This is a genomic window from Candidatus Cytomitobacter indipagum, from assembly GCF_008189285.1.
GTDB lineage: Bacteria > Pseudomonadota > Alphaproteobacteria > CAJXXZ01 > 1604HC > Cytomitobacter > Cytomitobacter indipagum.
Map to the genome: position 1 here is coordinate 118,210 of NZ_CP043315.1, position 24,533 is coordinate 142,742.

The window sequence follows — 24,533 nt, forward strand, 5'->3', positions numbered from 1 at the left end:
GTATGATGTCCTTATCTATAGGAGGATGAATGTTTTTAAAGAAACCTTATTTATTTTTATTAGCTGCTAATTTTATTTTTGCTGAAGTGCAAAATAACCAAACTAAAATTGTTGCTGAAGTTGGTCATAAAACAGGCAAAATAGTTAAGATTACTTATGAAGAAGTTTTTAAAAATATTTTAAAAATGTTGCAATCTAGAGGTGTGCAGCCATCTCAATTTGTAGAATTAGCTCAAAAGAATCCTAAGGTTTTTGCTGAGATTTTCTCTGCTACGAAAGAATCTATGATTAAAGACTCTGTTTTGCATTTTATTGCAAAAGAGAAAGATTACAGTTCAAACAAAGATTTCATTAATGATCTTGAAGAAGCTAAGAAAAATTTGATGATTCAGTATGAAAAAAGCAGATATGCAAAAAACGCATCATTTTCTGAGGCTGAATATCAAAATGCATATGATAATTTAATGAAAGAATTTAAGAACGTTAAGCAATATTCAGGAAGAATGATTATTGTAAAAACAAAATCTAAAGCGGATAGCATAGTGAAGGCAATCGAAGGAAGAAATAAATCAAAATCTATTGAAGATTCATTTATTGTTTTTGGCAAAGAGCATTCTATTGTTCCGTTTGATAGCAATAAAGGCGCATTTTCTATGGTTGAAATGGAAATCACCAAAGAGTATGGTAAAAATGTTGCTGCTGCCGTTAATTCTGCTAAAATTGGCTCTGTAGTTGTTGAGCAATTTGGTCAAGATTCTAAATTGAGTGGAAATTATGGTGTGTTTTTGATTTCTAAATCAGAAGATGCAAAAAAACCTGAAATGAAAGATATAAAAGAAGCTTTGAAATCAAGATTAATAATAAAGAAAATAAACGAGCAAATTACCAAGGCAAGTAAAGATATAGGTGTCAAAAGATACAATAAAGATGGATTATTAGAAGAAGATTCTGCTAAATTAGTCAAATAGTTAAGATTTCTAATAATTTATAAAACTATAAATCAATTGGAGCTGCCCTTAAGCTCATTAAAGATTGCATGCTTATTTGTATAAAAATAAGATTAAGCTTCTTATGATTAAATTTCCAATGTGCTTTAAATGCATTTTCATTTTCTGAAATAAAAATTGAGCTGCAAATAATTTGATCTGCAAATAATCTATATTTTTTTAACAAAAGTTATGATTAGAATATTGGCAAATGCAATCAAATTTGCATAAAATAACAATTAAATTTTCTAATTTTTTAGAGTTTAAATCAACAATTTTTCAATTATTGCTTAGAAATAATTTAACTAAATAGAGATTTTATAGCTTTGAAGCATTTAATTTGCAGTTAATTAGCAAATAAAATTAAGCGATAATTTTTAAATAATTAATTCTTATCAAGAAGAAAATATTTATTTTAGTATGAAATGATTAAGTGTAGTTTAAAAGTTAGAATAATCAATTAAGATTCCAAATAGCAAATTAGGCAAATATTAAATTTGTATAAAATAAGGCAAACAAGGTTCATATTTTTCATATTTATAATAAGGTTGTTATTTTTTTGTTGAGATATCTGTTTTGTTTGTTGTATCATGAAATTATGGGGTGTGTGATATGGGATTAGCAGTTGCAAAAAAAAGATATGTTAGCAGACCTGTAGCTGTTCGTGGAAGGCCAGCTAAGCCTCCTTGCTCTTTTGGCCCAACTTATGAAATTATTAAACGCAAAGAAGAATTTGGGCTTAATGATTTTAATATGCCAATAAGCATGTTGTCATCAATGTATTCTTTAAAAAAGATATCTGAAGAAGAATATGAAGCTGCTAAATTCTATGAAGAGCTAGCTTACAAAGCAATAGGAACTACAGATTGCGCATCAAGAAAAACATCATCTTTATTATCTACTTTATCAAATGAATCAAAAGGCAAAAAAGAATTTTCTAAGAATCATCAAAAAATTTGGAAAAAATGGATAAGAATAAGAGCAATTTTGATGGAATCTTCTAAAGAAATCGACAAAATTATATATCAAGTATTGGTGAAAAACAAACCTGCAAATCACATGCAAATAAATTTATTCAAAAATGGATTGGCAATTATTTATGATTATTGTTCAAAAAGTAAGAAATATAAGAAAGAAATATAAATTCAGTAGGAAGTGATATAAAAATCAATCTTATTTGCAAAAATCAAAAAAAATCAATAATTTTAATTGGCTAGATAAGCTATAAATATACAGAAAGGTTTTTTAGAAATTAAAACTACAATTTGTGCATATAAGAAATATTTAAATTAACATTGTTTTTTAAATATTTCACAAAACAGTCAAAATAAAACAGTCAAAATAAAACAGTCAAAATAAAACAGTCAAAATAAAACAGTCAAAATAAAACAGTCAAAATAAAACAGTCAAAATAAAACAGTCAAAATAAAACAGTCAAAATGAAATTTAACAAATAAACAGAATTATTTATTTAATTTAATGGTCAAAAACATGCTTAATTAATAAATCAAAATTGTGTTTAATTAAATTTTCCAATTAAATTTATCTAACTTCTTAAGTAAATTCTCAGATAAATTAATTTTACCAACTATAATTGGATTTTCATTTTCAAAGTTAAGCATGATTTGCATTTTTCCATTTTTGTCCATATGAGGCTCAAGAATTTGATGTAAATTTTTGATTTCTTCCTGATCTTGAATTTTAAACACTATTTGACCATCTGAGTTGATGAAATCATCCAAATGAACAACATTATTTGCAATTATGAATTTTGCTTTATCTTCTCCGTTTATGTGTATCTTTGATCCAACGAATTTACTTAATACATCAGGCTTTTCTCTGGATATGAAGCGCCATATTCCAAATGGATCAGATACTATGCATATAGAGTATGTGTCTCCTCTTGGGCTTTTTTTGCTAATTATTTTTTCTAATTTTCCTACTCCAGAAATAGATTCTTCAGCGCTTGGTCGAATTGAAATCCATTTCATGTGAAATTTATTTATTGCAAATTTATCAAGAGGGTGCTCTGTAAGATAAATTCCTAATGCCTCATGTTCATTGCTTAGCTTTGTGTCATTGTTCCAGTCTGTTATTTCAATTTGCTCAGTGAATAGAGTAGGAATAGAGTTATTTTTATCTTTCTTGCTCCATACTAATGCTCTATTTTTTTCTAAAGAATCAAATGCTCCAGATTTAATAAGATTTTCTAATGTTTTTTTATTTACATTGGCTCTATTAAAAAAGTCTTCAATAGTAGCAAATGGTTTTTTAGAAATTATGTCATTTATGCAATGAATTCCAACATTTTTAATTGCATTTAATCCAAATCTGATATTTCCATTTTCTATTGAGAACGATTCGCTAGATTTATTGATGTCAGGAGATAGAATGTTAATTTTTAATCTACGTCCTTCATAAATAAATTCTGCCAGTTTATCAGTATTGTTTTGTTCTAAAATCATAGATGATACCAGAAGCTCAATTGCATAATGAGCTTTTAAATATCCTGCTTGATATCCAATAAGGGCATATGGAGTCGCATGCGCTTTAACAAAAGCATATTTAGCAAAGCTTTCAATTTGTTCAAATAGCTCTATAGCCTTGTCCTCCTCGGAATTCATTTTTTCGCATATTCTTTTAGTGAAATCAATTTTGAGCTTTTTCATCTCTTCAGGCTTCTTTTTTCCTATTGCTCTTCTTAGCAAATCAGCTTCCTGCATTGAGTATCCAGCTAAACTTCTGGCAATTTCCAAAACCTGCTCCTGATAAACCAGAATTCCATATGTAGGCTTAAGTATTCTTTCCATTTCTGGAAACAAATACTGAATTGGAAGCAATCCATGTTTTCTTTTAATAAAAGTAGGAATGTTTTCCATAGGTCCAGGTCTATATAAAGATATAACAGCAATTAAGTCTTCAAATGTCTCAGGGCCTAAGCCAACAACAGTTTCTGTCATTCCTTTGCTTTCAAACTGGAAAATTCCAACAGTGTGTCCATCTCTAAATATATCTAGAGTTTTTTGATCATTAAGTGGTATAGCATTTATATCAAAATTTGGATTTGCTTTTTTTGCTAAGTTAGCAGCATCATTTATAATAGTTAGCGCAGTTAATCCAAGTAAATCAAACTTTACCAATCCAGCATCCTCAATGTGATTTAATGAGAACTGAGTTACTGTTAAATTGTTTTCTCTGTATAAAGGAAGAATATCATACAAAGCTTCTTTTCCTATAACAATTCCTGCAGCATGTATCGATGCATGTCTGGGCAATCCTTCTATTTGCAGGCTAAGCTCAAACATTTTCTTAACTTTTTCATCTTCCTCCATCTCTTTAGTGAGGTCATCATTTTTTTCCATATATTTTTCTAAACTAAGATTAGCACCTTGAATTACTGGAATTGATTTGGAATATCTGTCTACCAGCCCATATGGAACTTGAAGAATTCTACCAACATCTCTCAACACACCTTTTGATTGAAGGGATCCGAATGTAATTATATGAGCAACTTTATCTATTCCGTATTTTGAAATTATATAATCAACAACTTTGCCTCTTCCTTTAGGGCAAAAATCCACATCAAAGTCAGGCATGCTAATTCTTCCTGGGTTTAAAAAACGCTCGAATACAAGTCCGAATTGCATTGGATCAATTTCTGTAATTCCCACACAATATGCAGTTAATGACCCAGCTCCAGATCCTCTACCAGGCCCAACTGGAATATCATTTTGCTTTGACCAGTTTATAAAATCTGCAACAATGAGAAAGTAACCATCGAATCCCATTTTATTAATTACTTCTAATTCAAATTCTAGTCTTTGTTCATATTTCCCCATATTATCTGATTTTACTTTTTCTTTTAATCCATCATATGCTTTTTTATTTAAAAGCTCTTTTTCTGTCATATTTTCTGTTGCAAAATGAGGCAATTCAGGCTTTCTTTTTTTCAGCAAAAAAGAGCATTTTTTAGCAAATTCAAATGTATTTTCAAGAGGAGCTTTCCAATTTTTATACATCTCAGTCATCTCATCAGAAGTTGGCAATTGAAATTCATAGCTAGTATCTTCATCAAAATATTGCCCATGCTTTATACAATTTAAAGCTTGATAAGCTTGGTTTTGCTCTTTAGTTATGCATCTAATTTCAGGAATTGCAACTATAGGAGTGCTGTGAATGCTGGACATATAGCAAGCTTCTTGCTCTTCTGTATTTCTATTTCTTATTCCAACAGCCCAATTATTTGCAAAATATTTATCCATATTATCTGCGCACTGTTTTTCTTGTCCAGTTTCACAAGTATATCCAGGAATTGCAATTGCCATGATATCTTTTGCATCTTTAAAATCTGACCAAAAAACAGATGTTACTTTTTCTCCATAGCTTTTACTTATAATCTTGCATAAATTTCTGTATCCATTTTCATTTTTGCAATACACAAGTATTTTGTATTTTTCTTCAAGATTTAATTCACATCCTGTGATTGGTTTTATTTCCCCATTTATTAGAGTTTCATTATAATCCATGGCTCCAAACAGATTGTGATCATCTACTATTCCAATCGATTCAAATTGTGTTTGTTGATTTAATTCAGACATTCTTATTGTGCTTTGAAGCAGGGAATATGAAGTTCGAATTCCTAAAGGTATGTAACTAGACATCATTTCTCCTTACAATATGAAGCTTACCTTTTTCAAAATAATATTCACTATCAAACATGTTATTCCATTTTTTATTATGTGTAACGCAGATCATGGAAATATTATTCTTTCTAGCAATTTGAATGCATATATGCATTATTTTATCTCCAGTTTCTTCATCAAGATTTCCAGTAGGTTCATCAGCAAGTATAAGTTTTGGGTTATGAGCAAATGCTCTGGCCAATCCAACTCTTTGTTGTTCCCCTCCTGATATTTTTGTTATAGAAGAATTAATGTAATTTTCCAATCCAACTTTGCATAGCCATTCCTCTGCTATTTTATGTGCATTTGATCTTGAAATACCTTGCAGCACTAATGGCATAGCTACATTTTCTTTTGCAGATAAATCTTTCCATAACATATGAGATTGAAATATATGCCCTATACTTCTCCTTAATTCATGTTTTTTCTTGTATTTGCTTACATCTTTATCCATAAATGTAATTTTTCCACTTTGAGGAAAAGATAATAATCCAGCCATATGCAAGAATGTAGATTTTCCAGACCCAGATTTCCCTTCTATGACTGCTAATTCTCCTTCTTTTAATTCAAAATTCAAATTATCTATAATATTTCCATTTTTTTCATAAAAAAATGAAACGTTTTCAAAACACAGAAGCATTAGCTGATTCCTTTTATTATATCAACTTTATTAGATTGTCTTGCGATATTCATCAATATAAGCATCATAATTACGAACGATATTGTAGAAATTATTACTAGGTCTGATATTAAAACTTTTGGAATAAATTCAGAAAATCCAAATGATTCTTCGTGTATCATTGTTTGTCCATATGATTTATGTATTATATTGTACAATTTGGGAAACAGGGAAACTAGAGTTAATCCAAAGATAAGTCCAAATAATATACTTCCCAAGCTAATGAATAAACCTAAATATGCAAATAATGAAAAGATTTGAAAATTACTAGCTCCAAATGCTTTTAGTAGACTGATATCTTGTATTCTTTCAGATATTAAAATCCATAAACTATTTGTGCTTTGCATCATACAGCATAATATAAACATTCCTATGAATACTGCCAATATTATATTTTGCATGCTAAACATTTGCTTTAAAGAAGGGTTTGTGTCTTTCCATGTCCAAATTGAATATGACTTTCCTGATAAATCATATAAATCTTTTTGTATGTCATCAATTTTTTCAGGGTTGTTGGTATAAAACATATATTGCTTCTGTTCAAATCCTAAAGAATATTTATCTAACGTATTTCCAATTACAAAAACTACATTTTTGTCAAAAGAATGAAATCCCAATCTAAATACTGAGCCAACTTTTACATCTAAATCTTTAATTGAGATTCGATTTGATAATACTCCATGAGGTATTAGTAATTTTGCATTTGAATTTGCGGATAATTGAAAATTCTCTGCTAATTTATCGCCAATCACTATAATTGGAGCAGATGATTTTGCATCAGATTTTTTTACCCATTTATCTTGTATGATATAATCGCAATCTTCTTTGCTAATTCCTATAATCTTAACGCCTTGAGTTTCATTGTTGGAAGATAATATTCCTTGCTTCTCATTTACATGTATATGTCTTTTATACCAATCTTTATTCTTAATTAGATGTATTTTACTATCTAAATTATTGGAATAAACATCCATATGTCCATATATATGAAGTATTCGTTCTAAAATTGAATTTTGAAACCCATTCATTATAGATATTGAAGTTATCAATGTTCCTATGCCAATGCCAATACTTGCAATTGTGGTCCAAATCACTTTTTTTTGAGTTCTCAATGATAAGAAAAAATATTTTAGAGCTAAAATTATCATTACATTTAGAATACAACTTTTGCGTTATCGTGCAAAGATCTTAACTGAGATTATTTTGTTTATATATTTGCTTTATATTTTATTAAGCTAAATTTGTATAATTTACATAATGCTTTTCTGGTGAAGTAATTTTCCTTAAAAATATGTAAAAATAATTGCGTGCAAAAATTCCTTCTAGATTTGAATAAAAAGCAATTAATTAAAATCATATTCTCAAAATTATGAAGTAAAATATAAATATTTATAGAAAATCATTCATAGAAATTTTATAAAAACATTTGAGCTTTATAGAATTTTGCAGAAATGACGCAACAAGCTATTAAAAGCAAATTTTAAATTTGATGATTTAGCTTTGTTTTAATTGTATAAAATCATGTTAATGATTCTGGAAGCTTAGTAATAGTGGAGGGCGTGTTGTTTAGATGACCTAATGTGATTTCAGTTGGCATTTGTATTCCATTTTCATCAAATAATTCTTTTATTATTTTATTAAATGCTCTTTGCGCTTTAAATTGATACCCTGGCATCACTTTTAATTTAGCTTGTATGGAATAATATATACCATTTAATTCAGATACCCCTCTCATTTCAAGCGGAACAAATACTTTATGTCTAAACATTTCCAGATTTCTCAAAAGATTAAATCCTTCATGCATTGTTTCCATTGCTTTTTCTGGATCAGTATCGTATTTCACAGCTACATTCATGATAACAGCCATAAAATTTCTACTCTTATTAAATACTTCATTTACTCTATGGTATGGTATTGTAATAAGAGTTCCATCGTCTCTTCTTACTTCCATGTATCTAAGATTCATATCTTCTACTTTTGCATTTTTGCCATCTATAATTATAAGATCTCCGACCATTATAGTGTTGTCCATAATTATAAATAATCCATTAAGTAAATCTGTTATCATATCTCTAATGCTAAAAGATAGACCAGCAGAAAACACACCAAGAGCAGGAATAATCTGAGAGGTATTGTATCCAAAAATAGAAAGAGATCCAAGAAAAGTTATAAACCATATTAATGATTTAAATGAAGATGTTAATATATTGAATAATATTTCGAATTTTCTTTCGTTGTCCTGATTTTTCTTGATTTTTGACACCAGCCAATTAACCAAAACATGCTTAGTGAAAGATATTGCAGTAAATGTAGCAATAGATAAATAAAATAACCCTAACATCTTATCAAGTGCAAATTGATTTACAATTACAATTGCATTTTTATACAAAGATATTCCCCATATTTGCAATGTTATTAATATCGTAATAGGAGCAATGGATTTTTTTATAATAGAAAGAATATTAAGATACATTTTATTTAGCTTGGATCTATGCATATAGTTTAGGCTTCTTATGTAATTAATTATATATTTTCTAGAAAGAGTAGATGAGATTAAAATTGAAGGCCACAAAATCATCGAAACAAATGCTCTAGTTAATTTATAGGATATATTTAAATCAATCCAAAATATAATCATAATATATATAACTACAAGAGACATAGATTGCAAGCTAGTAAAATTTTTCACCCATATATTTCTATTTTCAAATTTGTGTTTTAATTTTTGCCTTAACGTGATTAAAGCATGAACAAGAATAAGAGTATAAAAGAAGTTAGCTATCAGACTAATATCTTTAACCACTTCAGAATTTAATTGGTTGATTTCATAAATAGCAATAAAATGCTTCATAATGTCAAAAGTAGACCATGCTATGCAAATAGAAATCATATTATGCATAATGGGTTTGTGCATATTTAATATAATTTTATTCTTGCTATAACTTAAAATTATTCTTGTTGTATATATTATGAGAGCGCTAAATATCACGCGTGTAAGTGTGACAAATAAGAATTTCATCTCATTATGAGAAAATGCATTATTATTGCTTATGATCAATTCTAACTCTGGCAACAAATTGATTAACAATAAAAAGGATGTTAAAAATACTGATGCAGAAAAATCTAACGCTACAGCATGCCATTTATTTTTATATAAACTGCAATAATACTGCATAATTTTCTTGAACAATGCAAATATTATATATGATGATGCTAAGCTAAATAATGCTAACTTGAGAAGGTCTTTAAATGCATTTTTAATCAATATATTTGTATCTTTATTAGTAAATACAAATTTAATGGATTTCATTAATGTTTTGTAAACTATTTGTATTGTTCTAATTATGTTTAATATTAGAGTTTTATGCTTCTTCTCTTCTTCTTGTTTGACTTGCTTTATCTCTGCTTTCCCATTTAGAGACTCACTAATCTTACCTATTTCTTTTTGTAATTCATCTATTTTTTTACCAAGTGCATTTATTTTATCTTCTTCTTGAACAGCAACTTCTTGTGTTTTTTGATCCATAGAATTATTAGCATCTTCAACATTGTCTGCAAATAAAAATAAAGTCGAGAATAGCACAATTTTTTTAATAATTTTTAATATCAAAATTATTTCCTCTGCAGTTCGTTAATAAAACTGTATATATCATTTTCATAATGCTTAAATAATGCGTTTGTGAATGAATTTACAGCAAGATACTGAAAGTAATTCCTCAAAAATGACTTGCTGTCTAAAATTTGCTGATCTGTTGGTTCAAAGTTTTTTATTTCATTTGTTTTAATTAGCACAACGCCATTTTCTTTTTCATAACAATTTACATTGCCTTTTTTTGTTAAAAACAAAGTCATATTATCTTGATCATTTTGCTTTATATTTTGTTCTTCCAGCTGAGTCCAATTTGCTTTTATTTGATTTGCATGATTAACAATATATTTTTTCAATAAATCAATTCTCACTTCTTTCTTTGCATCTTCGTATTTAGTCAAATAATGAGAAGGCTTTCTGTCGTTTATTTTCAAATATATTGTATTTCCATCACTAGTGCTGTAAAATTTTTGATCTTCTGTTTGTTCTTGTTCAAGAAATGGATATTGTTTGTTAGTTGAAGACTTATTTATCCAAGATATTTTAGCAATTTTAGCATTATATTCTTTCTTAATATCTGCAATGTCATTCCCATTTTCAATAAGTGATTCGAATTTTTCTCTTGGTAATTTTTGGCTATCAATTATTAAAGCCACTCCATTTACAACTCTGTCAGATTTGAATTTCAATTTATTTGCATTATAATATTCTTGCATTTCTTTTTCTTCAAATTTTATATCAAGATCTGAACATTTTATAAATGCTTTTTCTCCATTTCTGATTTGCAACAATCCCTTTGCATGATTATATGCATTTTCATCGCTGATTTTTACAATAGATTTTACAGAATCAATAATTTGCTTTTTTATTATATTATTTTCAGCAATCAGCAGCTTACTTGAAGGAGAAAGTTTGCTATATTCAGGCTTTTTAGCTTCATTTATTATGCGCTGCCTGGAAATTCTAATGTCACTTTCTCTGTATTTGTCTTTAAGTATGCAGTCATATAGAAGAGTTTGAAGTGCATCAGATCCTTCATATTTTGCACTATATGCTATTCTTGCTTCTGTTGTAATAGGAGAAGATCCTATGCTTTGTCCTCCCTTTCGGAAAATATCCAAAAGTGGTGGAGCAGCCATGACTACTAAGCTCAGAATTATTAATTTACTCTTATATGATGATTGCATTCTTATAACCTCTTATATAATCTAACTTTTTAGGCCATATATTCCAAGATCTCTGTAACATATTTAGAGAATCGTATATTTCTTTTTTGTTTAGAAATGAGCCATGTATGTTCATGCATTGATCTTGATCTATATTGTCAATGATTTTATTAATAGCTGAATCAACACTAATCCATGATCCATTATTGCTTATATTTATATTTTTCATTAGATCTTTTTTGAATCTTCCTCCATATATATCGCAATCCACATCCATTGCAATGTAAGGAATTCGAAGAAATTTGCCTTTATAGTTTTGCGAAATATTCTCAGCTGCAACTCCTATTTGCCTCACAGTCTCAGCTATATTTGGATAAATTTGCGTTGTGATTAATAAAAATTTTGCTTTATATTCTTTGCATAATTTAGATAAATATTCTGTTTGGTGAAGAAAATCTACATTTTTATTTCTAGTTTTCAATGATGTTATTCCATCAAAATTTATAACATGATATTGATCTTTTTTAATTAACTCTTCTATATCATAAATTATTTTCTTATTGAATATTTTCTTGTAACTAATCTTTTTTAATGTAGGCGTGTTTTTATTCAATAAAATATGAACTTCATTATTCTCTGATAATCTATCAAACAATTTTTTTAAAAAAGTATCATTTGATCCGTATATTATAAATTTCTGATTTTCTATGTTATGAATAGAATTTAAATCTGTCAAACAATTTTCTATTGAAGGCATTAACACTTCATCATTTCTTAACACATTAACACAGATATTGTTTTTTAAGCTAAATTCTAAGATTTCTCTAAATTCTGACCCTGATTTAGATGACCACAATATAGCGCTTGGATTTGATTGTTTGATAGATTTTTTAGCAGCTTTCAATTCTTCTTTTTCTAATTTCAATTCTCCAATTATTCTATATCCAATGATTTCAGGCCAATTCTTTAAAAAATTATCACTGATGCATAAAATATCTGGCATAAGCTTTTTGTATTTATTATATTGCAAATGAAGAAAAGCAGAATAAATAATAAAGTATGATAGATGGTATGGAATTGCATTATAATATTTTTGAGTCATAAACCAAAAAGGTATAAACAATGCGGAATGCATCAATTTTATAATAAAAGATCTTCTGATTTTGAAAACAGGAATATGGGAAAAACAAATATAATACCAATAATGGAATGCAATTATATATAAAAAATTTACATGCAACTTATGATAATGAGCTTGAATTGCAATGCTTATAAAACTTATTAAGACATGCGGAATTATATTGGAAATAAATCTAAGCATATGTGCTCCAACACTCTAATTTATTTGACAATAAAATTTCCATCATTGCATTTGCATTTCTAACAGGCATGTATATTAACATATTTCCATTAGATTTCCTCGCTATTGTCCATGGCTTAGGAATCAGATTCATAATTTTAACTTGCTGAATTAGGGATTTGCGACCTATATTTGATATAAATATAAATCCATCATTCATTGCATATGTGAATATAGCTGTTGTCATGATTAAAAATTTCACTACACTTATTATAATAGAATTGCTTCATAATTTGTAGTATGGCAATAATTTATGATTGCTATGATATAATTGCGGCAACCTTCGATTACCGCGATATTGGATTAATCTTTATAATTTACTTTTGCAATTTGCTGTATTGCGGCAACCTTCGATTACCGCGATATTGGATTAATCTTTATAATTTACTTTTGCAATTTGCTGTATTGCGGCAACCTTCGATTACCGCGATATTGGATTAATCTTTATAATTTACTTTTGCAATTTGCTGTATTGCGGCAACCTTCGATTACCGCGATATTGGATTAATCTTTATAATTTACTTTTGCAATTTGCTGTATTGCGGCAACCTTCGATTACCGCGATATTGGATTAATCTTTATAATTTACTTTTGCAATTTGCTGTATTGCGGCAACCTTCGATTACCGCGATATTGGATTAATCTTTATAATTTACTTTTGCAATTTGCTGTATTGCGGCAACCTTCGATTGAGAAAGTATAAAGGCAAATTTGAAATTATTAAGATCATTATCTGATTTGATTATTTTTATAATTTAGTTTACTGCCTGTTTAGTTTGTAATTATTCCACAATTTGATTTTTTTAATGTGAATGAAGTTTACAATCATAATTGATTTAATTTTGATTATAAAAGTTTGCTTGATTGAGTTTATAAGCTGTCGTATGGCTTAATTCCAAGCAAGTTCATTGCTTGGGTTATAGTCTTTTTAACAGAATGAGCCAATACCATCCTATCATTTGTATATTTTTCATTTTGCTGCAAAATCCATCTTTTTTCAGGATCCATCTTTCCTTCATTCCATATAGAGTGAAATTTTTCTGCTATAGATGTTAAGTAATGGGTCATTTTATGAACCTCTAAAGTTCTTGTTATAGATTTTATGCATTTTCTAAAATCAAGTAATATTTTCAACAAACTACACATTGACTCAGTGAGAGAATCTAATGAGAAGTTAAAATCTAATTCTTTATTGTGAGCGTTAAACATGGAGTGTATTCTTGCATGTGCATATTGCAAATAGTAAAAAGGATTTTCCATAGACAGCTCTACTATTTGATCTGTGTTAACTGTGTAATGTGTATCTAGGCTTTTGCTTAACATAAGAAATCTAAACATATCTTTTCCTATACCTTCAACAGCCTCTCTCAATCCAAGTGCATTTCCCGATCTTTTAGAAATTTTTATATTTTCTCCATTTTGCTTAAAAAGAACTACTTGGCATGTTTTTATATCTAATTTAATGTCATCAGCAAGATTTAAAACTGCATTTTGAAGTCTTTTTATGTACCCATCATGATCTGCTCCCAAAACAACTATCATCCATTTAAAATCACGCTTGATTTTATCGTAGAAATAACCAATATCGTTAGCAAAATAAGTATTGGACCCATCAGGTTTTGTAAGAGCTCTGTCTTCTGAATCTTCAAACTTTGAACTTCTGAATAATGTAAGGGTTTGATGCGATTCTTCTCCTTTTTTACTATGTATTGTTCCTAATTTTCCTTCATATATCAAATCTTTATTTCTTAATATTTCAAATGCTTCAGAAACTTTGCATATTATATCGCTCTCAAAAACCCATTCATCATGTTTTATTCCAACGCTAAGAAGATCTTCTTTGATAATTTCAATAATATATTTCATGCTAAATGATTTAAAATGCTCTTTATAATTATTTTTATCCCATTTCTCTGAATCATTTTTGTATATTTCTTGAGCTATATCAGAAATGTAAGATCCCTTATATTGCTCTTCTAGCTCTAAAGAAGGAAGATTTTGCAATTTTAAATACTCTGAAAACACTGAATCTGCAAGTATATTTATTTGATTTCCAGCATCATTTACATAATATTCTTTTGTTGTGTTGTATCCAGCAAATCGAAGTATATTTGCTAAAGAATCTCCATATACTGATCTTGCATTTCCATAATGAAGCGGGCCAGTTGGATTTGCAGAAACAAATTCTACATTTACTTTAATGTTATTTTTCTCAAAAGTATTTTTATCATCTATAATATTTTTCAATCCATCATGTAAAAAATTATCATGCAAGTGGAAATTTAAAAAGCCATTTTTTGACATTGTTATATCTTTGATATACTTATTATTGATTTTAGTCTTAATTTGTTCAAATATGTCTTTAGGAGATTTCTTCATATGCTTACTTAATATAAAAAGTGCATTTGTGGATAAATCCGCATGATTATTGTTGGAAGTAAAAAAGATATCTTTTGTGTGAGTTTTTTGTCCTAATTCTACGATCAAATCACTCTCTAATTGCATGAAGTCCATGCCCTAGATTAAGTTAATAATGAAAAGTTTGGTAGATGTTTTTGATAATGAAATTTCCATAATGTTTTTACTATCCTTAAGAACTAAAAAATGCAATGCGCCAAAAATTAAAAAATCTGCAATATTATATATAAATATATATAAAATTAAAAATTATCAAATTAAAAATTCAGATATGAGTAATTAGAAGGGAAGTCCACATGAAGATAATGTGGCTTCCATAAAGTTTTTTACCTCTTCATATGCTTCTTCATTCCATCCTTCACACCTAGCTGATATTACATTTTCTGTTTGAGATGCTCTTGCCATCCACCATCCATTGTGATGATTTACAAGTATGTTGTCATGCAATGTTTCAATCATAAGCTCTGATCTAGACAAGGAATCTCTAAGATATTTCATAACCTCATGCTTATTAAGATCTCCACAATTTATTCTAATTGACTTACTTGCCCATACTTTTGGCATAAATGATTTTATGTCAGATAATTTGCATGGTATGCAATTGATAATATTTAGCAATCTCAATCCACTATATATTCCATCATCTGCGCAGAAGAAAGAATCTCTAAACATATAATGACCACTTATTTCTCCTCCAAGCATAGCTTTTTGCTTTCTGATTGAATTTATAACATAGCAATGTCCAGTTTTGCTTAATGTTATGTCTACTCCAAATGCAGATGCATATTTTATTAAGGTTTTGCTAGATTTTGAATCCCATATAGCTTTAATAGGTTCCCCTCCATTCATTCTTGACGTTATGCTAAATATCAAAAGAAGCTCATCTCCGCTCCATGCTTTTTGGTTTTCGTCCACAACAACCATTCTGTCCGCATCTCCATCAAAAGCTAGTGATATATATCCTTTTTTATTTGCAATTGTTTTGCATGTATAATTTAAAAATTCAGGTTTTGTATTGTCAAAATCTTTACATTCTGTATTTTCTTCAATTCTGGAAAAGGAATGAGATTCAGGAAGATATTTGGCGCAATGTTCAAGCATGTCTCCAGCAACTCCATGTCCTGCATCCCAAACCACATTAGTATTTTCTATATTCATATGCTGAAAAAGATAATGAATGTATTCTTCCATAAAGTTTTTATAGGACCTTGTTCCTTTTCCTTTGTAAAACACATTATTTTTAATTCTGTCGTACAGCTCAATTAAATCTTGACCATAAAAGTTTTTTCCTTTCATGTAAAATTTAAATCCATTGTATCTTATTGGATTATGAGAAGCTGTAATCATTGTAGATGCATCAGTTCCTAGGAATTTATATGCCAATGCTGTATATGCCGTTGATGCTCTTCCTACACTGACAACATTAACTCCAGAATCTAATAATCCTTCGATGTACTTTTCATTAAACTCTATAGATGATGGTCTTCTATCATATCCAACAGCAACAGTTTTGCCGCCTTGGCATTGCAATATGGATCCAAACGATAATCCTATCAAATAAGCTTGATCTGGGCCAAAATGTTCATTAACGCATCCTCTAATATCATAATCTCCAATGGCATGTTGGAAATCTATAGAAATATTGGATATATTCATGATTAAATATTATTGAAATATCGTGGATATGTAAAGTTTTTTTCAGGTTTTTGTGGAGCTTCTATGTTGCATATCGCAGTAGGGTTTGCAATGAGACGTTTTAAACTTATTGTTTTTTTAGTTTTTGGACAAATTCCATATACGCCATTCTGCATTCTAATTAATGCAAGCTGTACTTCCTTTAGCATTTTTTGAGATTTTCTTTGCTCTTCCATCAGAACTTCATCGTTCAAGCTATTGGATATATTTTCCAGCTCTTCTGAACTTTTTTCTTTTTTATATTTAGAAATTCTGTTTGAGATTTCATAGATGAGCTCTCTTTCCATTTCTTCTAATTTCACTTTAAAATATGATAAATCTTTACTGCTTAATGTTTTCATATATTCTCCATTGGATTTATTCTAGACTTCATTATTAAATAAAATAAAAAGAAATACTGAATAATATGCAAAATATAGTATAAAATTTTATTTGTTTTAAATTGATTGTATCTATATTTAATATATGAGATTTATTATATTAGAATCATTGGCTCTCTCTGCTCTTGTTAGTTTCTATAGCATAGGAGTTGCTTTTTGCTTGTTATTTTCTTTGTATTTTGCAAATGAAATTACTAATTATTTGATTTGGCCAATTTTATTATTAAGATTATTGTATGTTGTTATTTGGCTCATTATTGGAGCGTGGATTGGATCTAATATAGGATTTTTTGCAATGTATTTTACCGCTATATCTGCTTCTCTGATGTCTGTATTTATTCAATATACTTTTTGGAAAAGAATTTATTGATCTTGAATGATAAAAATCCATTCAATTGATTTGTTATATTTATTTTTAATAATAAATTTTATTCAACTAATTTGTTAATTTATGAATTTTACTAACCCAATTATTTAATTGATCGATCATTATATTGATTTCATCAGATGTATTGCCACATGCAGAATGAACAATAATTTCATTATTTTCTATGAATGCTATTGTTCCTGGAGTTAGCGTGATCCATATTGCAAGCGCAGATTGAGAGGCATTTGATAGATGAATAGCGTTAAATTTCAGCATTGTTTCGATTTGAGAATGGTTTATTATTATTTTAACAAAAGAAAAATAAGACTTAGCTATAGATAATAATATTGTATATGATATCTCTAATATGATCAGACAGACACATAAAATATTTTTGATTTTCTTTACAATTTTCATATAAGTAACTAGATTATTAATATGAGTACTGTATATCAAGTCAGTGATGTATGCAAGGTTTATAAGAACAACATACATGCTCTCAAAAATATTTCACTAACTATAAGACAAGGTGAGATTTTGGGATTAATTGGAGTGAATGGATCTGGTAAAACAACTTTATCTTCCATTATTGCAGGATTAATTCCAGCAACTTCAGGAAGCATTATGCATAATGATAAACCAATTTATAAAAACCTTTCAGAATATAAGAGATTAATTGGCCTATGTCCGCAAAAATTGAATTTAGATAATAGAATTACTGTAAAAGAGAATCTTATTAATGATGGATTATTTTTTGGTTTTACATACGATGAATCTGTAGATAAATTTAATTCATTATCTGAAAAATTAATGTTGGGGAAATATGAAGATTCTTATCCTGCAGTTTTGTCTGGTGGGTACAAGCAACGAGTCGCGATTGCTAGGGCATTAATGCATAATCCTAAACTAGTTATTTTTGATGAACCTACACTTGGCCTAGATCCAAATGTTAGGAAAAATTTATGGGATATTATATTGAATCTTAAAAAAGAAGGAATTTCTGTTCTTCTTACAACGCATTACATGGATGAGGTTGAATATTTATCAGATAGAATATGTATTTTGCATAATGGAGAAATGCAATTCTTAGGAAAATTGGATGAGTTAAAATCTAAAAAAGAGGGAAACCTGGAAGAAATTATGGTTAAAATAGGAGAAGACGGAATATGATTACATTTTTAAGATTGATCCAAATGGAGTGCATGATTATTGTTAGAAACATGACAGATAGCTTAATTAACAATGCTATATTTTGCACGCTTATAGCATTAGTATCTGGATATATTTTTAAAGCTTTTGGAACTTCTAGTTCGTTTGCATCTCTTCAGGCTGCAAGCTTGATTGTAAGTGTTGTTGGATTTGAATCCTACAGAAGCATCTTTAGATTATTAAGTGATTTAGAAGGGGAAAAGCATATTCAGTATTATTTCACTCTACCTATAGCAAATAGTTTGATTTTTCTTAAGATGGTTTTGTCTTTTGTTTTTAATGGAGTGCTTTTTGGAACTTTTTCATTATTCATTTTAAGAATAGTTTTGTTTAAGCATATAATTTTGAAAAATATAAATTTCGGATTATTTTTTCTTACCTTAACAGTTATTGGAGGTTTTTTTGGAACCTTTTCATTTTTCTTAGCGGCATATACAAAAAATATGATGAAAATTGGAAATACATTAATGAGAATTTTATTTCCTATGTGGATTATAGGAGGATTTCAATTTTCTTATGCTATAGCTAAATCTATATCTCCTATTCTTGGATATATTGCATTATGCAGTCCTTATACTTATGCAAATGAAGCGATGAGATATGTTGTATTAGGGTCGGGAGATTTTATTAATATATGGATATCTTTGCCTGTTCTGATTATTTTTACTTTATTGTGTTGGGTTTTCGGAATTAGAAAACTAAGAAAAAGATTAGATTTTATCTAAACTCAAATATTTATCTTGCAAATTAGCTTAACTCGAATTTTATTTTATTACGTTTAAGTTTATTTCTACTTCACTTCGTTTGCTTGATAAACTTGCACTACGTTTAAGTTTGTTCGTCTAATTTAGATAATTCGCTTATTATTTTCTTAATTTAAATAGATTTTATTTTTTATATAATTTATGTAATATGTGTCATGAGAATTAAACATATATTAAATTTCTTTTTAATAGGAATTTTAGCCTTTTCATTTTTGTTGATTAAGTATGGAGGGATTCATCCATGCATGTTTTGTGTTATTTCTAGATTAACTTTCTTTGGAGCTTTAATTTTTTCATGGTTGAGCTTATTTAGACATGCATACATATATATTTCAACTATTTTGTTATTAGGAAATTTCGCCTTTGGAAATGTAGCTTTATATTTTTACATAAATGGAATAGAGCCTTCATGGTGTTGTGTTGAGGGTGGATCATGCTTAGAGCAAAATACATTTTTAGAGCTTCCGATGCAATTTTGGGTTATTTGTCTTAGCTCTATTGGTTTAGTTTTATCTTTATTAGCATCAAGAAATAAATAATTTGATAAATTATCCCTATTAAATCACGCATTTTAATCAAATTCTTTCATCAATAATTGAATTCCTTTTCGTTGTAATTTAAATTAAATATTTTATGCGTTTTATGTTGCTTATCGACTTGTAATTGCCTAAACTATAATTAATGAATGATGATTTCGCTTTAAAAATTGAACAAGCTCCAGTTTTGCCTTTGCAAAATATGGTTATTTTCCCAAATATGATTTTGCCTGTATTTATTGCAAGAGATATTTCAAGGATTATTATTGAAGATAAGAGCAATAGCCATATAATTTTAGTTGCGCAAAAAGATTTAACTAAAGATGATCCTTTTCCAAAAGATTTATATAAAATTGGTACATTATGTAGAATTATACAGCATGTGCAATTAGCTGATGGAACAATCAAAATTATGATTGAAGGTGAAAAAAGAGTTCAATTAAATGAATATACACAAGATAGGCCATTTATGGTTGCTGATTATGTGGAATTGCCTAATGAAGATGAAGATAATGAGAAGCATGCTGCATTATTTAGAGCTTTGGCAAAATCTTTTGTAAAATATATCAAGAAAATTGAGAGAAATTCTACTGAGCTAATTGCTGAAGTTGAGAATACATCTGATATTGATAAGGGCTCTAATTTAGTTGCAAGCAATCTTTCAATTAAAAATAGTGAAAAACAAGATATATTAGAAGAAACTAAGCTGAGTTCTAAGTTAAGTAAGTTGATTGAAATGATTGAACTAGAACTGCAAATCTTAGAAACTGAGACAAGTATTAGAGATAGAATTAAAAAACAAATTGATGAGCATCAAAAGAGTTATTTATTACAAGAGCAAATGAAAGCTATTCAAAAAGAATTAAATGATGGAGAAGAAGATCCTATAGATGAAATTAAGAGCAAGCTAGATAAACTAAATGCTCCCGCTGAAGTGAAAGAAAGAATTGAATCAGAGATTAAAAAATTGAAATTAATGAGCGCTATGTCTGCTGAATCTTCAATTGTTAAGGGTTACATTGATTGTATTATGGAGCTTCCGTGGAGGAAATTTTCTGTTTTAAATAAAAATTTTGCTAAATCTAAAGAAATTTTAGATAACGATCACTATGGATTAGAGAAAATTAAAGAAAGAATTTATGAATTATTAGCTGTTCAAATGAGAGTTAAGAAGAGCAAAAGCTCGATTATGTGTTTATTTGGACCTCCAGGAGTTGGAAAAACTTCTGTTGCAAAGTCTATCGCAAAGGCAATGGGAAGGCCTTTTGTAAGGATTTCTCTTGGAGGGGTTCATGATGAAGCAGAAATAAGAGGTCATAGAAGAACATATATTGGAGCTATGCCTGGAAAAATTATTCAAGCAATTAAAAAAGCAAAAGTATCAAATCCTCTGATTTTATTGGATGAAATTGGTAAGGTTGGACATGACGTTAAAGGAGATCCTGCAGCTGCATTATTGGAAGTGTTGGATCCAGAGCAAAATCACGCCTTCCAAGATAATTATTTAGATTTAGGATATGACTTATCTGATGTTTTATTTGTTGCTACTACGAATAGTTTGAATTTACCTCCAGCTTTAGTTGATCGTTTGGAAATTATAAGAATTTCTGGATACACAGAGATGGAAAAAGTGCATATTGCTGAGAAGCATTTGATTGCAAGGCAAAAGAAATTGCATGGATTAAAAAATGGAGAATTATCTTTTTCAAGAGAATCTTTGCATGAATTGATATCAAAATACACAAGAGAAGCTGGCGTTAGAAACTTAGAGAGAGAAATAGCAAATATTTGTCGAAAAACAGTAAAAATGATTGTAAGCAAAGAGAAAGAAAAGATTCATGTTTCTAAAAATAGTTTGTATAAATTACTTGGAATGCAAAAATATTCCTCTGATAAAGCTGAGTTAGAAGATAGAATAGGTGTTTGCACAGGAATGGCTTGGACCGAAATGGGTGGAGATATTCTGTACATTGAATCTTCTGCTTTTAGCGGAACAGGGAAAATAGTTAGCACGGGTCATTTAGGAGATGTAATGAAGGAGTCTATTCAAGCAGCAATGACTTTTATTAAATCTCAAGCAAATAAATATAATATTGATATTGCGTTATTAAATAAAACAGATGTTCATGTTCATGTGCCTGAAGGGGCAATTCCTAAAGATGGTCCATCTGCTGGAGTTGCAATGTGTTGTTCAATTATGTCTGCTTTATTGAAGAAAAATGTAAAAAGAAATTTGGCTATGACAGGTGAAATTAGCTTGAGAGGAAGAGTATTGCCTATTGGAGGGGTGAAGGAAAAAGTTTTGGCAGCTCATAGATCTGGAATTGAAAATATTGTTTTGCCTAAAAAGAACGAAAAAGATTTAGAAGAAGTTCCTTCTTATGTAAAGAAAAGCATTAATTTTCATCTATGCGAATATGTAGATGAAGTAATTCAAATTGCTATTCCAGATTTAAGCGAAGGAAAATTAAGAAGTGAAGATTCAAAGAGCGAGAATGAAGGCTCAAATGATATCAGTAAAAATGCAAAGAAATGCGATTGATCTGATTATTTAAATTAATTATATAAATATATTAATAAAGCGAGTAAAATTAAACAAATGATTCATAAAAAAACAGAAATTCAATTGGATAAAATCAAATTATTTAATAGTTTGATGTCTAAAAAAGAGGAATTTATTCCTTTTGATGATAAATGTGTGAAAATTTATGCCTGTGGCCCAACAATATATAAATCTCCTCATGTAGGGAATTTTAGATCATTTATTATTTTTGATGTATTGTTTAGATTTATGCAGCAAATTTACCCAAAAGTTATTTATGTCAGAAATTTGACCGATATAGATGATAAAATTATTAGCGAATCTAAATTGAGAAATATTCCACACAAAAGCCTTACAAATGAAGTTCATGAAAGTTTTAAATTTGATTCAGAAAAACTGAATGTTTTAAATCCAACTTACGAGCCTAAAGCTACTGAATATATACATAATATGATTCAAGATATAGAAAAATTAATTGAAAATGGATTTGCATATGTTGCAGATGGGAATGTTTTGTTTGACTCAACAAAATATGATGATTATAGAGCTTTTTGTAAGAATATGAACTCTGAATCTGGAGCTAGGATTGAATTGACATCAATCAAAAAGCATGAAAATGATTTTGTTCTTTGGAAGCCATCTAATGATGTATTTTGGAGTAGTCCATGGGGAAATGGTAGGCCAGGGTGGCATATTGAGTGCACTTCCATGAGCAAAGAGATACTTGGATTTCCATTTGACATTCATTGTGGGGGTCAAGATTTAATTTTCCCTCATCATACAAATGAAAGAGCTCAAGGATACGGTCTTTGCAATGTTGATTGTGCTAAGTATTGGATTCACAATCATTTTGTAAATATAGATAATAATAAAATGTCTAAAAGTTCAAGCAATGCTTTGGATTTGAAAAAGTTGCTTGAAAAATACAATCCAATGGTTATTCGATTATTTTTACTTATGTCGCATTACAGACATCCTATGAATTGGAGCGAAGATGGGCTGGAAGAAGCTGGAAATATATATGCAAAATGGAAGAGAAGTTTGTCAGAAATTGAGATAGGAAATACAATTCTCAGCTCTGTTTATAATGCGCTAGCTGATGATATAAATACTCCTTTGGCTATTAAAAAAATTAGCGAAATTATTAAAAATAATGAAGATTTAGGAAGTGCGAAAAAATCATGTGAAATTCTTGGAATTCATTTTAATGATGCAGGTAGCATTGATAATGATTTGATTGAAGGTTTAGTGCAAAAAAGAGAAGAGGCAAGAAAAAATAAAGATTATAATTTGTCAGATCAAATTAGAGATCAATTAAAGCAAATGGGAATTATTATCGAAGATTCAAAAGATGGAATAAAATGGAGAAAAGAATAATGTCTAGTGGAAAATTTAATGTATTAATTGATCCATTTCATATTATTAATAAATACAATTGCATTGTTATATATGGAAAACATGAAGAAATTGCATATAGTTTGTTTGATGAATTTAGTGGAGCAGTTGTAGATTGCAAGGAATTTAAAAATTTCAATTTACTTCAAAATTCACTTATTCCTGAGCCAGACTTAAAGATAAAAATGTCTCCAAAAGATTTTAAAGAGGTTTTTAAGCAAGATATTACGCAGTGGCAGAGAAAATGTATTATTTTGCTTGATAAAAAGCCTGTAGATATTCCGAATCATGATTTAATTGCTGAAATTAATTGCGATTTAGTGAATGTAAATAAATTTCTTGAATTTCATATCAAAAGATTGGATTATAAGTTTAATAGTATAGATGATTTATTTTGGGTGAAAAATTTACATGATCTTCATTTTGCAAATAAGATAAATCTAATTGATCCAAACGCGGTTAGCAATATGTCTACTCATGAAACAAATCAAATGAGCTTGATTAAGAAAAATGACGATAAATCTTTAAATGAATTTTGGTCAATTATGGAAAACCCTTGGTCTTGGATTAGATATTTGCAGCATTTTTACAACTACAGGAATGATGATGCAAAATCTGCAATGTGTAAGCATTTAGAGTTGTGGTCTCATAAATATGTACCAAATGATGAAATTTTTATATGGCTTCTTAGGTCTATTTTAATGAGAAATTGATTTTTAATTCAGTTTGAGAAATTGATTTGTAATTCAATCTTTTAATATGAAA

Annotated in this window: 20 protein-coding genes; 9 read left to right on the forward strand and 11 right to left on the reverse strand. The window is 28.7% G+C overall.

Going from position 1 to position 24,533, the window contains the following annotated elements; translation table 11 throughout:
• Nucleotides 1–29 precede the first annotated feature (29 nt).
• Together FZC35_RS00520 and FZC35_RS00525 are read left to right on the forward strand one after the other, a co-directional pair.
• Nucleotides 30–968 (forward strand): hypothetical protein, encoded by a 939-nt coding sequence (locus FZC35_RS00520; RefSeq protein ID WP_148980716.1) that lies wholly within the window; start codon nucleotides 30–32, stop codon nucleotides 966–968.
• Nucleotides 969–1,598: 630 nt separating this feature from the next.
• Entirely contained in the window at nucleotides 1,599–2,129 is a 531-nt protein-coding gene (locus FZC35_RS00525; RefSeq protein ID WP_148980717.1) for a hypothetical protein, read from the forward strand.
• A gap of 380 nt (nucleotides 2,130–2,509) precedes the next feature.
• On the opposite strand, the gene FZC35_RS00530 is transcribed toward FZC35_RS00525, so the two are convergent.
• From FZC35_RS00530 to FZC35_RS00575, 10 genes are all read right to left on the reverse strand, one after another.
• The gene (locus FZC35_RS00530) at nucleotides 2,510–5,647 is read right to left on the reverse strand and encodes a DNA polymerase III subunit alpha (RefSeq protein WP_172618981.1); all 3,138 of its coding nucleotides are present in this window, start codon (nucleotides 5,645–5,647) and stop codon (nucleotides 2,510–2,512) included.
• Entirely contained in the window at nucleotides 5,640–6,308 is a 669-nt protein-coding gene (locus FZC35_RS00535) for an ABC transporter ATP-binding protein (RefSeq protein WP_148980719.1), read from the reverse strand. The genes FZC35_RS00530 and FZC35_RS00535 overlap by 8 nt, the downstream gene beginning before the upstream one ends.
• The gene (locus FZC35_RS00540; protein ID WP_148980720.1) at nucleotides 6,308–7,495 is read right to left on the reverse strand and encodes an ABC transporter permease; all 1,188 of its coding nucleotides are present in this window, start codon (nucleotides 7,493–7,495) and stop codon (nucleotides 6,308–6,310) included. The genes FZC35_RS00535 and FZC35_RS00540 overlap by 1 nt, the downstream gene beginning before the upstream one ends.
• 371 nt (nucleotides 7,496–7,866) lie before the next feature.
• Entirely contained in the window at nucleotides 7,867–9,957 is a 2,091-nt protein-coding gene (locus FZC35_RS00545) for a mechanosensitive ion channel domain-containing protein (RefSeq protein ID WP_148980721.1), read from the reverse strand.
• A gap of 2 nt (nucleotides 9,958–9,959) precedes the next feature.
• Nucleotides 9,960–11,075, reverse strand: coding sequence for a hypothetical protein (locus tag FZC35_RS00550; protein WP_148980722.1), 1,116 nt, complete (start codon nucleotides 11,073–11,075; stop codon nucleotides 9,960–9,962).
• Nucleotides 11,076–11,106: 31 nt separating this feature from the next.
• On the reverse strand, nucleotides 11,107–12,237 hold the full coding sequence (locus FZC35_RS00555; RefSeq protein ID WP_172618982.1) for a hypothetical protein: 1,131 nt from the start codon (nucleotides 12,235–12,237) through the stop codon (nucleotides 11,107–11,109).
• A 178-nt stretch (nucleotides 12,238–12,415) separates the two neighbouring features.
• A complete protein-coding gene (locus FZC35_RS00560) occupies nucleotides 12,416–12,664 on the reverse strand; it encodes a hypothetical protein (protein ID WP_172618983.1) in 249 nt (82 codons plus the stop codon).
• Between the two features lie 668 nt (nucleotides 12,665–13,332).
• Complete coding sequence (argS, locus tag FZC35_RS00565) at nucleotides 13,333–14,967, reverse strand: arginine--tRNA ligase (RefSeq protein WP_172618984.1); 1,635 nt, start codon at nucleotides 14,965–14,967, stop codon at nucleotides 13,333–13,335.
• Between the two features lie 192 nt (nucleotides 14,968–15,159).
• Nucleotides 15,160–16,536 (reverse strand): phosphohexomutase domain-containing protein, encoded by a 1,377-nt coding sequence (locus tag FZC35_RS00570; protein WP_148980726.1) that lies wholly within the window; start codon nucleotides 16,534–16,536, stop codon nucleotides 15,160–15,162.
• A 2-nt stretch (nucleotides 16,537–16,538) separates the two neighbouring features.
• Nucleotides 16,539–16,916, reverse strand: coding sequence for a TraR/DksA family transcriptional regulator (locus FZC35_RS00575; RefSeq protein ID WP_148980727.1), 378 nt, complete (start codon nucleotides 16,914–16,916; stop codon nucleotides 16,539–16,541).
• A 124-nt stretch (nucleotides 16,917–17,040) separates the two neighbouring features.
• On the opposite strand from FZC35_RS00575, the gene FZC35_RS00580 reads away from it, so the two are divergent.
• Nucleotides 17,041–17,325: a hypothetical protein gene (locus tag FZC35_RS00580; protein ID WP_148980728.1), complete on the forward strand. Its 285-nt coding sequence runs from the start codon at nucleotides 17,041–17,043 to the stop codon at nucleotides 17,323–17,325.
• Between the two features lie 66 nt (nucleotides 17,326–17,391).
• Here the strand turns inward: FZC35_RS00580 and FZC35_RS02965 are convergent, their stop codons facing one another.
• The gene (locus FZC35_RS02965) at nucleotides 17,392–17,598 is read right to left on the reverse strand and encodes a hypothetical protein (RefSeq protein WP_320410366.1); all 207 of its coding nucleotides are present in this window, start codon (nucleotides 17,596–17,598) and stop codon (nucleotides 17,392–17,394) included.
• Nucleotides 17,599–17,760: 162 nt separating this feature from the next.
• Here FZC35_RS02965 and FZC35_RS00590 point away from each other — a divergent pair, with 162 nt between their 5' ends.
• The 6 genes from FZC35_RS00590 (at nucleotide 17,761) to FZC35_RS00615 (ending at nucleotide 24,481) form a co-directional block, all read left to right on the forward strand.
• The gene (locus FZC35_RS00590; protein ID WP_148980730.1) at nucleotides 17,761–18,492 is read left to right on the forward strand and encodes an ABC transporter ATP-binding protein; all 732 of its coding nucleotides are present in this window, start codon (nucleotides 17,761–17,763) and stop codon (nucleotides 18,490–18,492) included.
• On the forward strand, nucleotides 18,489–19,256 hold the full coding sequence (locus FZC35_RS00595; protein WP_148980731.1) for an ABC transporter permease: 768 nt from the start codon (nucleotides 18,489–18,491) through the stop codon (nucleotides 19,254–19,256). The genes FZC35_RS00590 and FZC35_RS00595 overlap by 4 nt, the downstream gene beginning before the upstream one ends.
• A 194-nt stretch (nucleotides 19,257–19,450) precedes the next feature.
• Complete coding sequence (locus tag FZC35_RS00600) at nucleotides 19,451–19,834, forward strand: disulfide bond formation protein B (RefSeq protein WP_148980732.1); 384 nt, start codon at nucleotides 19,451–19,453, stop codon at nucleotides 19,832–19,834.
• A 142-nt stretch (nucleotides 19,835–19,976) separates the two neighbouring features.
• The gene (gene lon, locus FZC35_RS00605; protein ID WP_148980733.1) at nucleotides 19,977–22,373 is read left to right on the forward strand and encodes an endopeptidase La; all 2,397 of its coding nucleotides are present in this window, start codon (nucleotides 19,977–19,979) and stop codon (nucleotides 22,371–22,373) included.
• A 57-nt stretch (nucleotides 22,374–22,430) separates the two neighbouring features.
• Nucleotides 22,431–23,750, forward strand: a complete 1,320-nt coding sequence (gene cysS / locus FZC35_RS00610) for a cysteine--tRNA ligase (RefSeq protein WP_148980734.1) — start codon at nucleotides 22,431–22,433, stop codon at nucleotides 23,748–23,750.
• Complete coding sequence (locus FZC35_RS00615) at nucleotides 23,735–24,481, forward strand: hypothetical protein (protein WP_148980735.1); 747 nt, start codon at nucleotides 23,735–23,737, stop codon at nucleotides 24,479–24,481. The genes cysS and FZC35_RS00615 overlap by 16 nt, the downstream gene beginning before the upstream one ends.
• The last annotated feature ends 52 nt before the right edge of the window (nucleotides 24,482–24,533 follow it).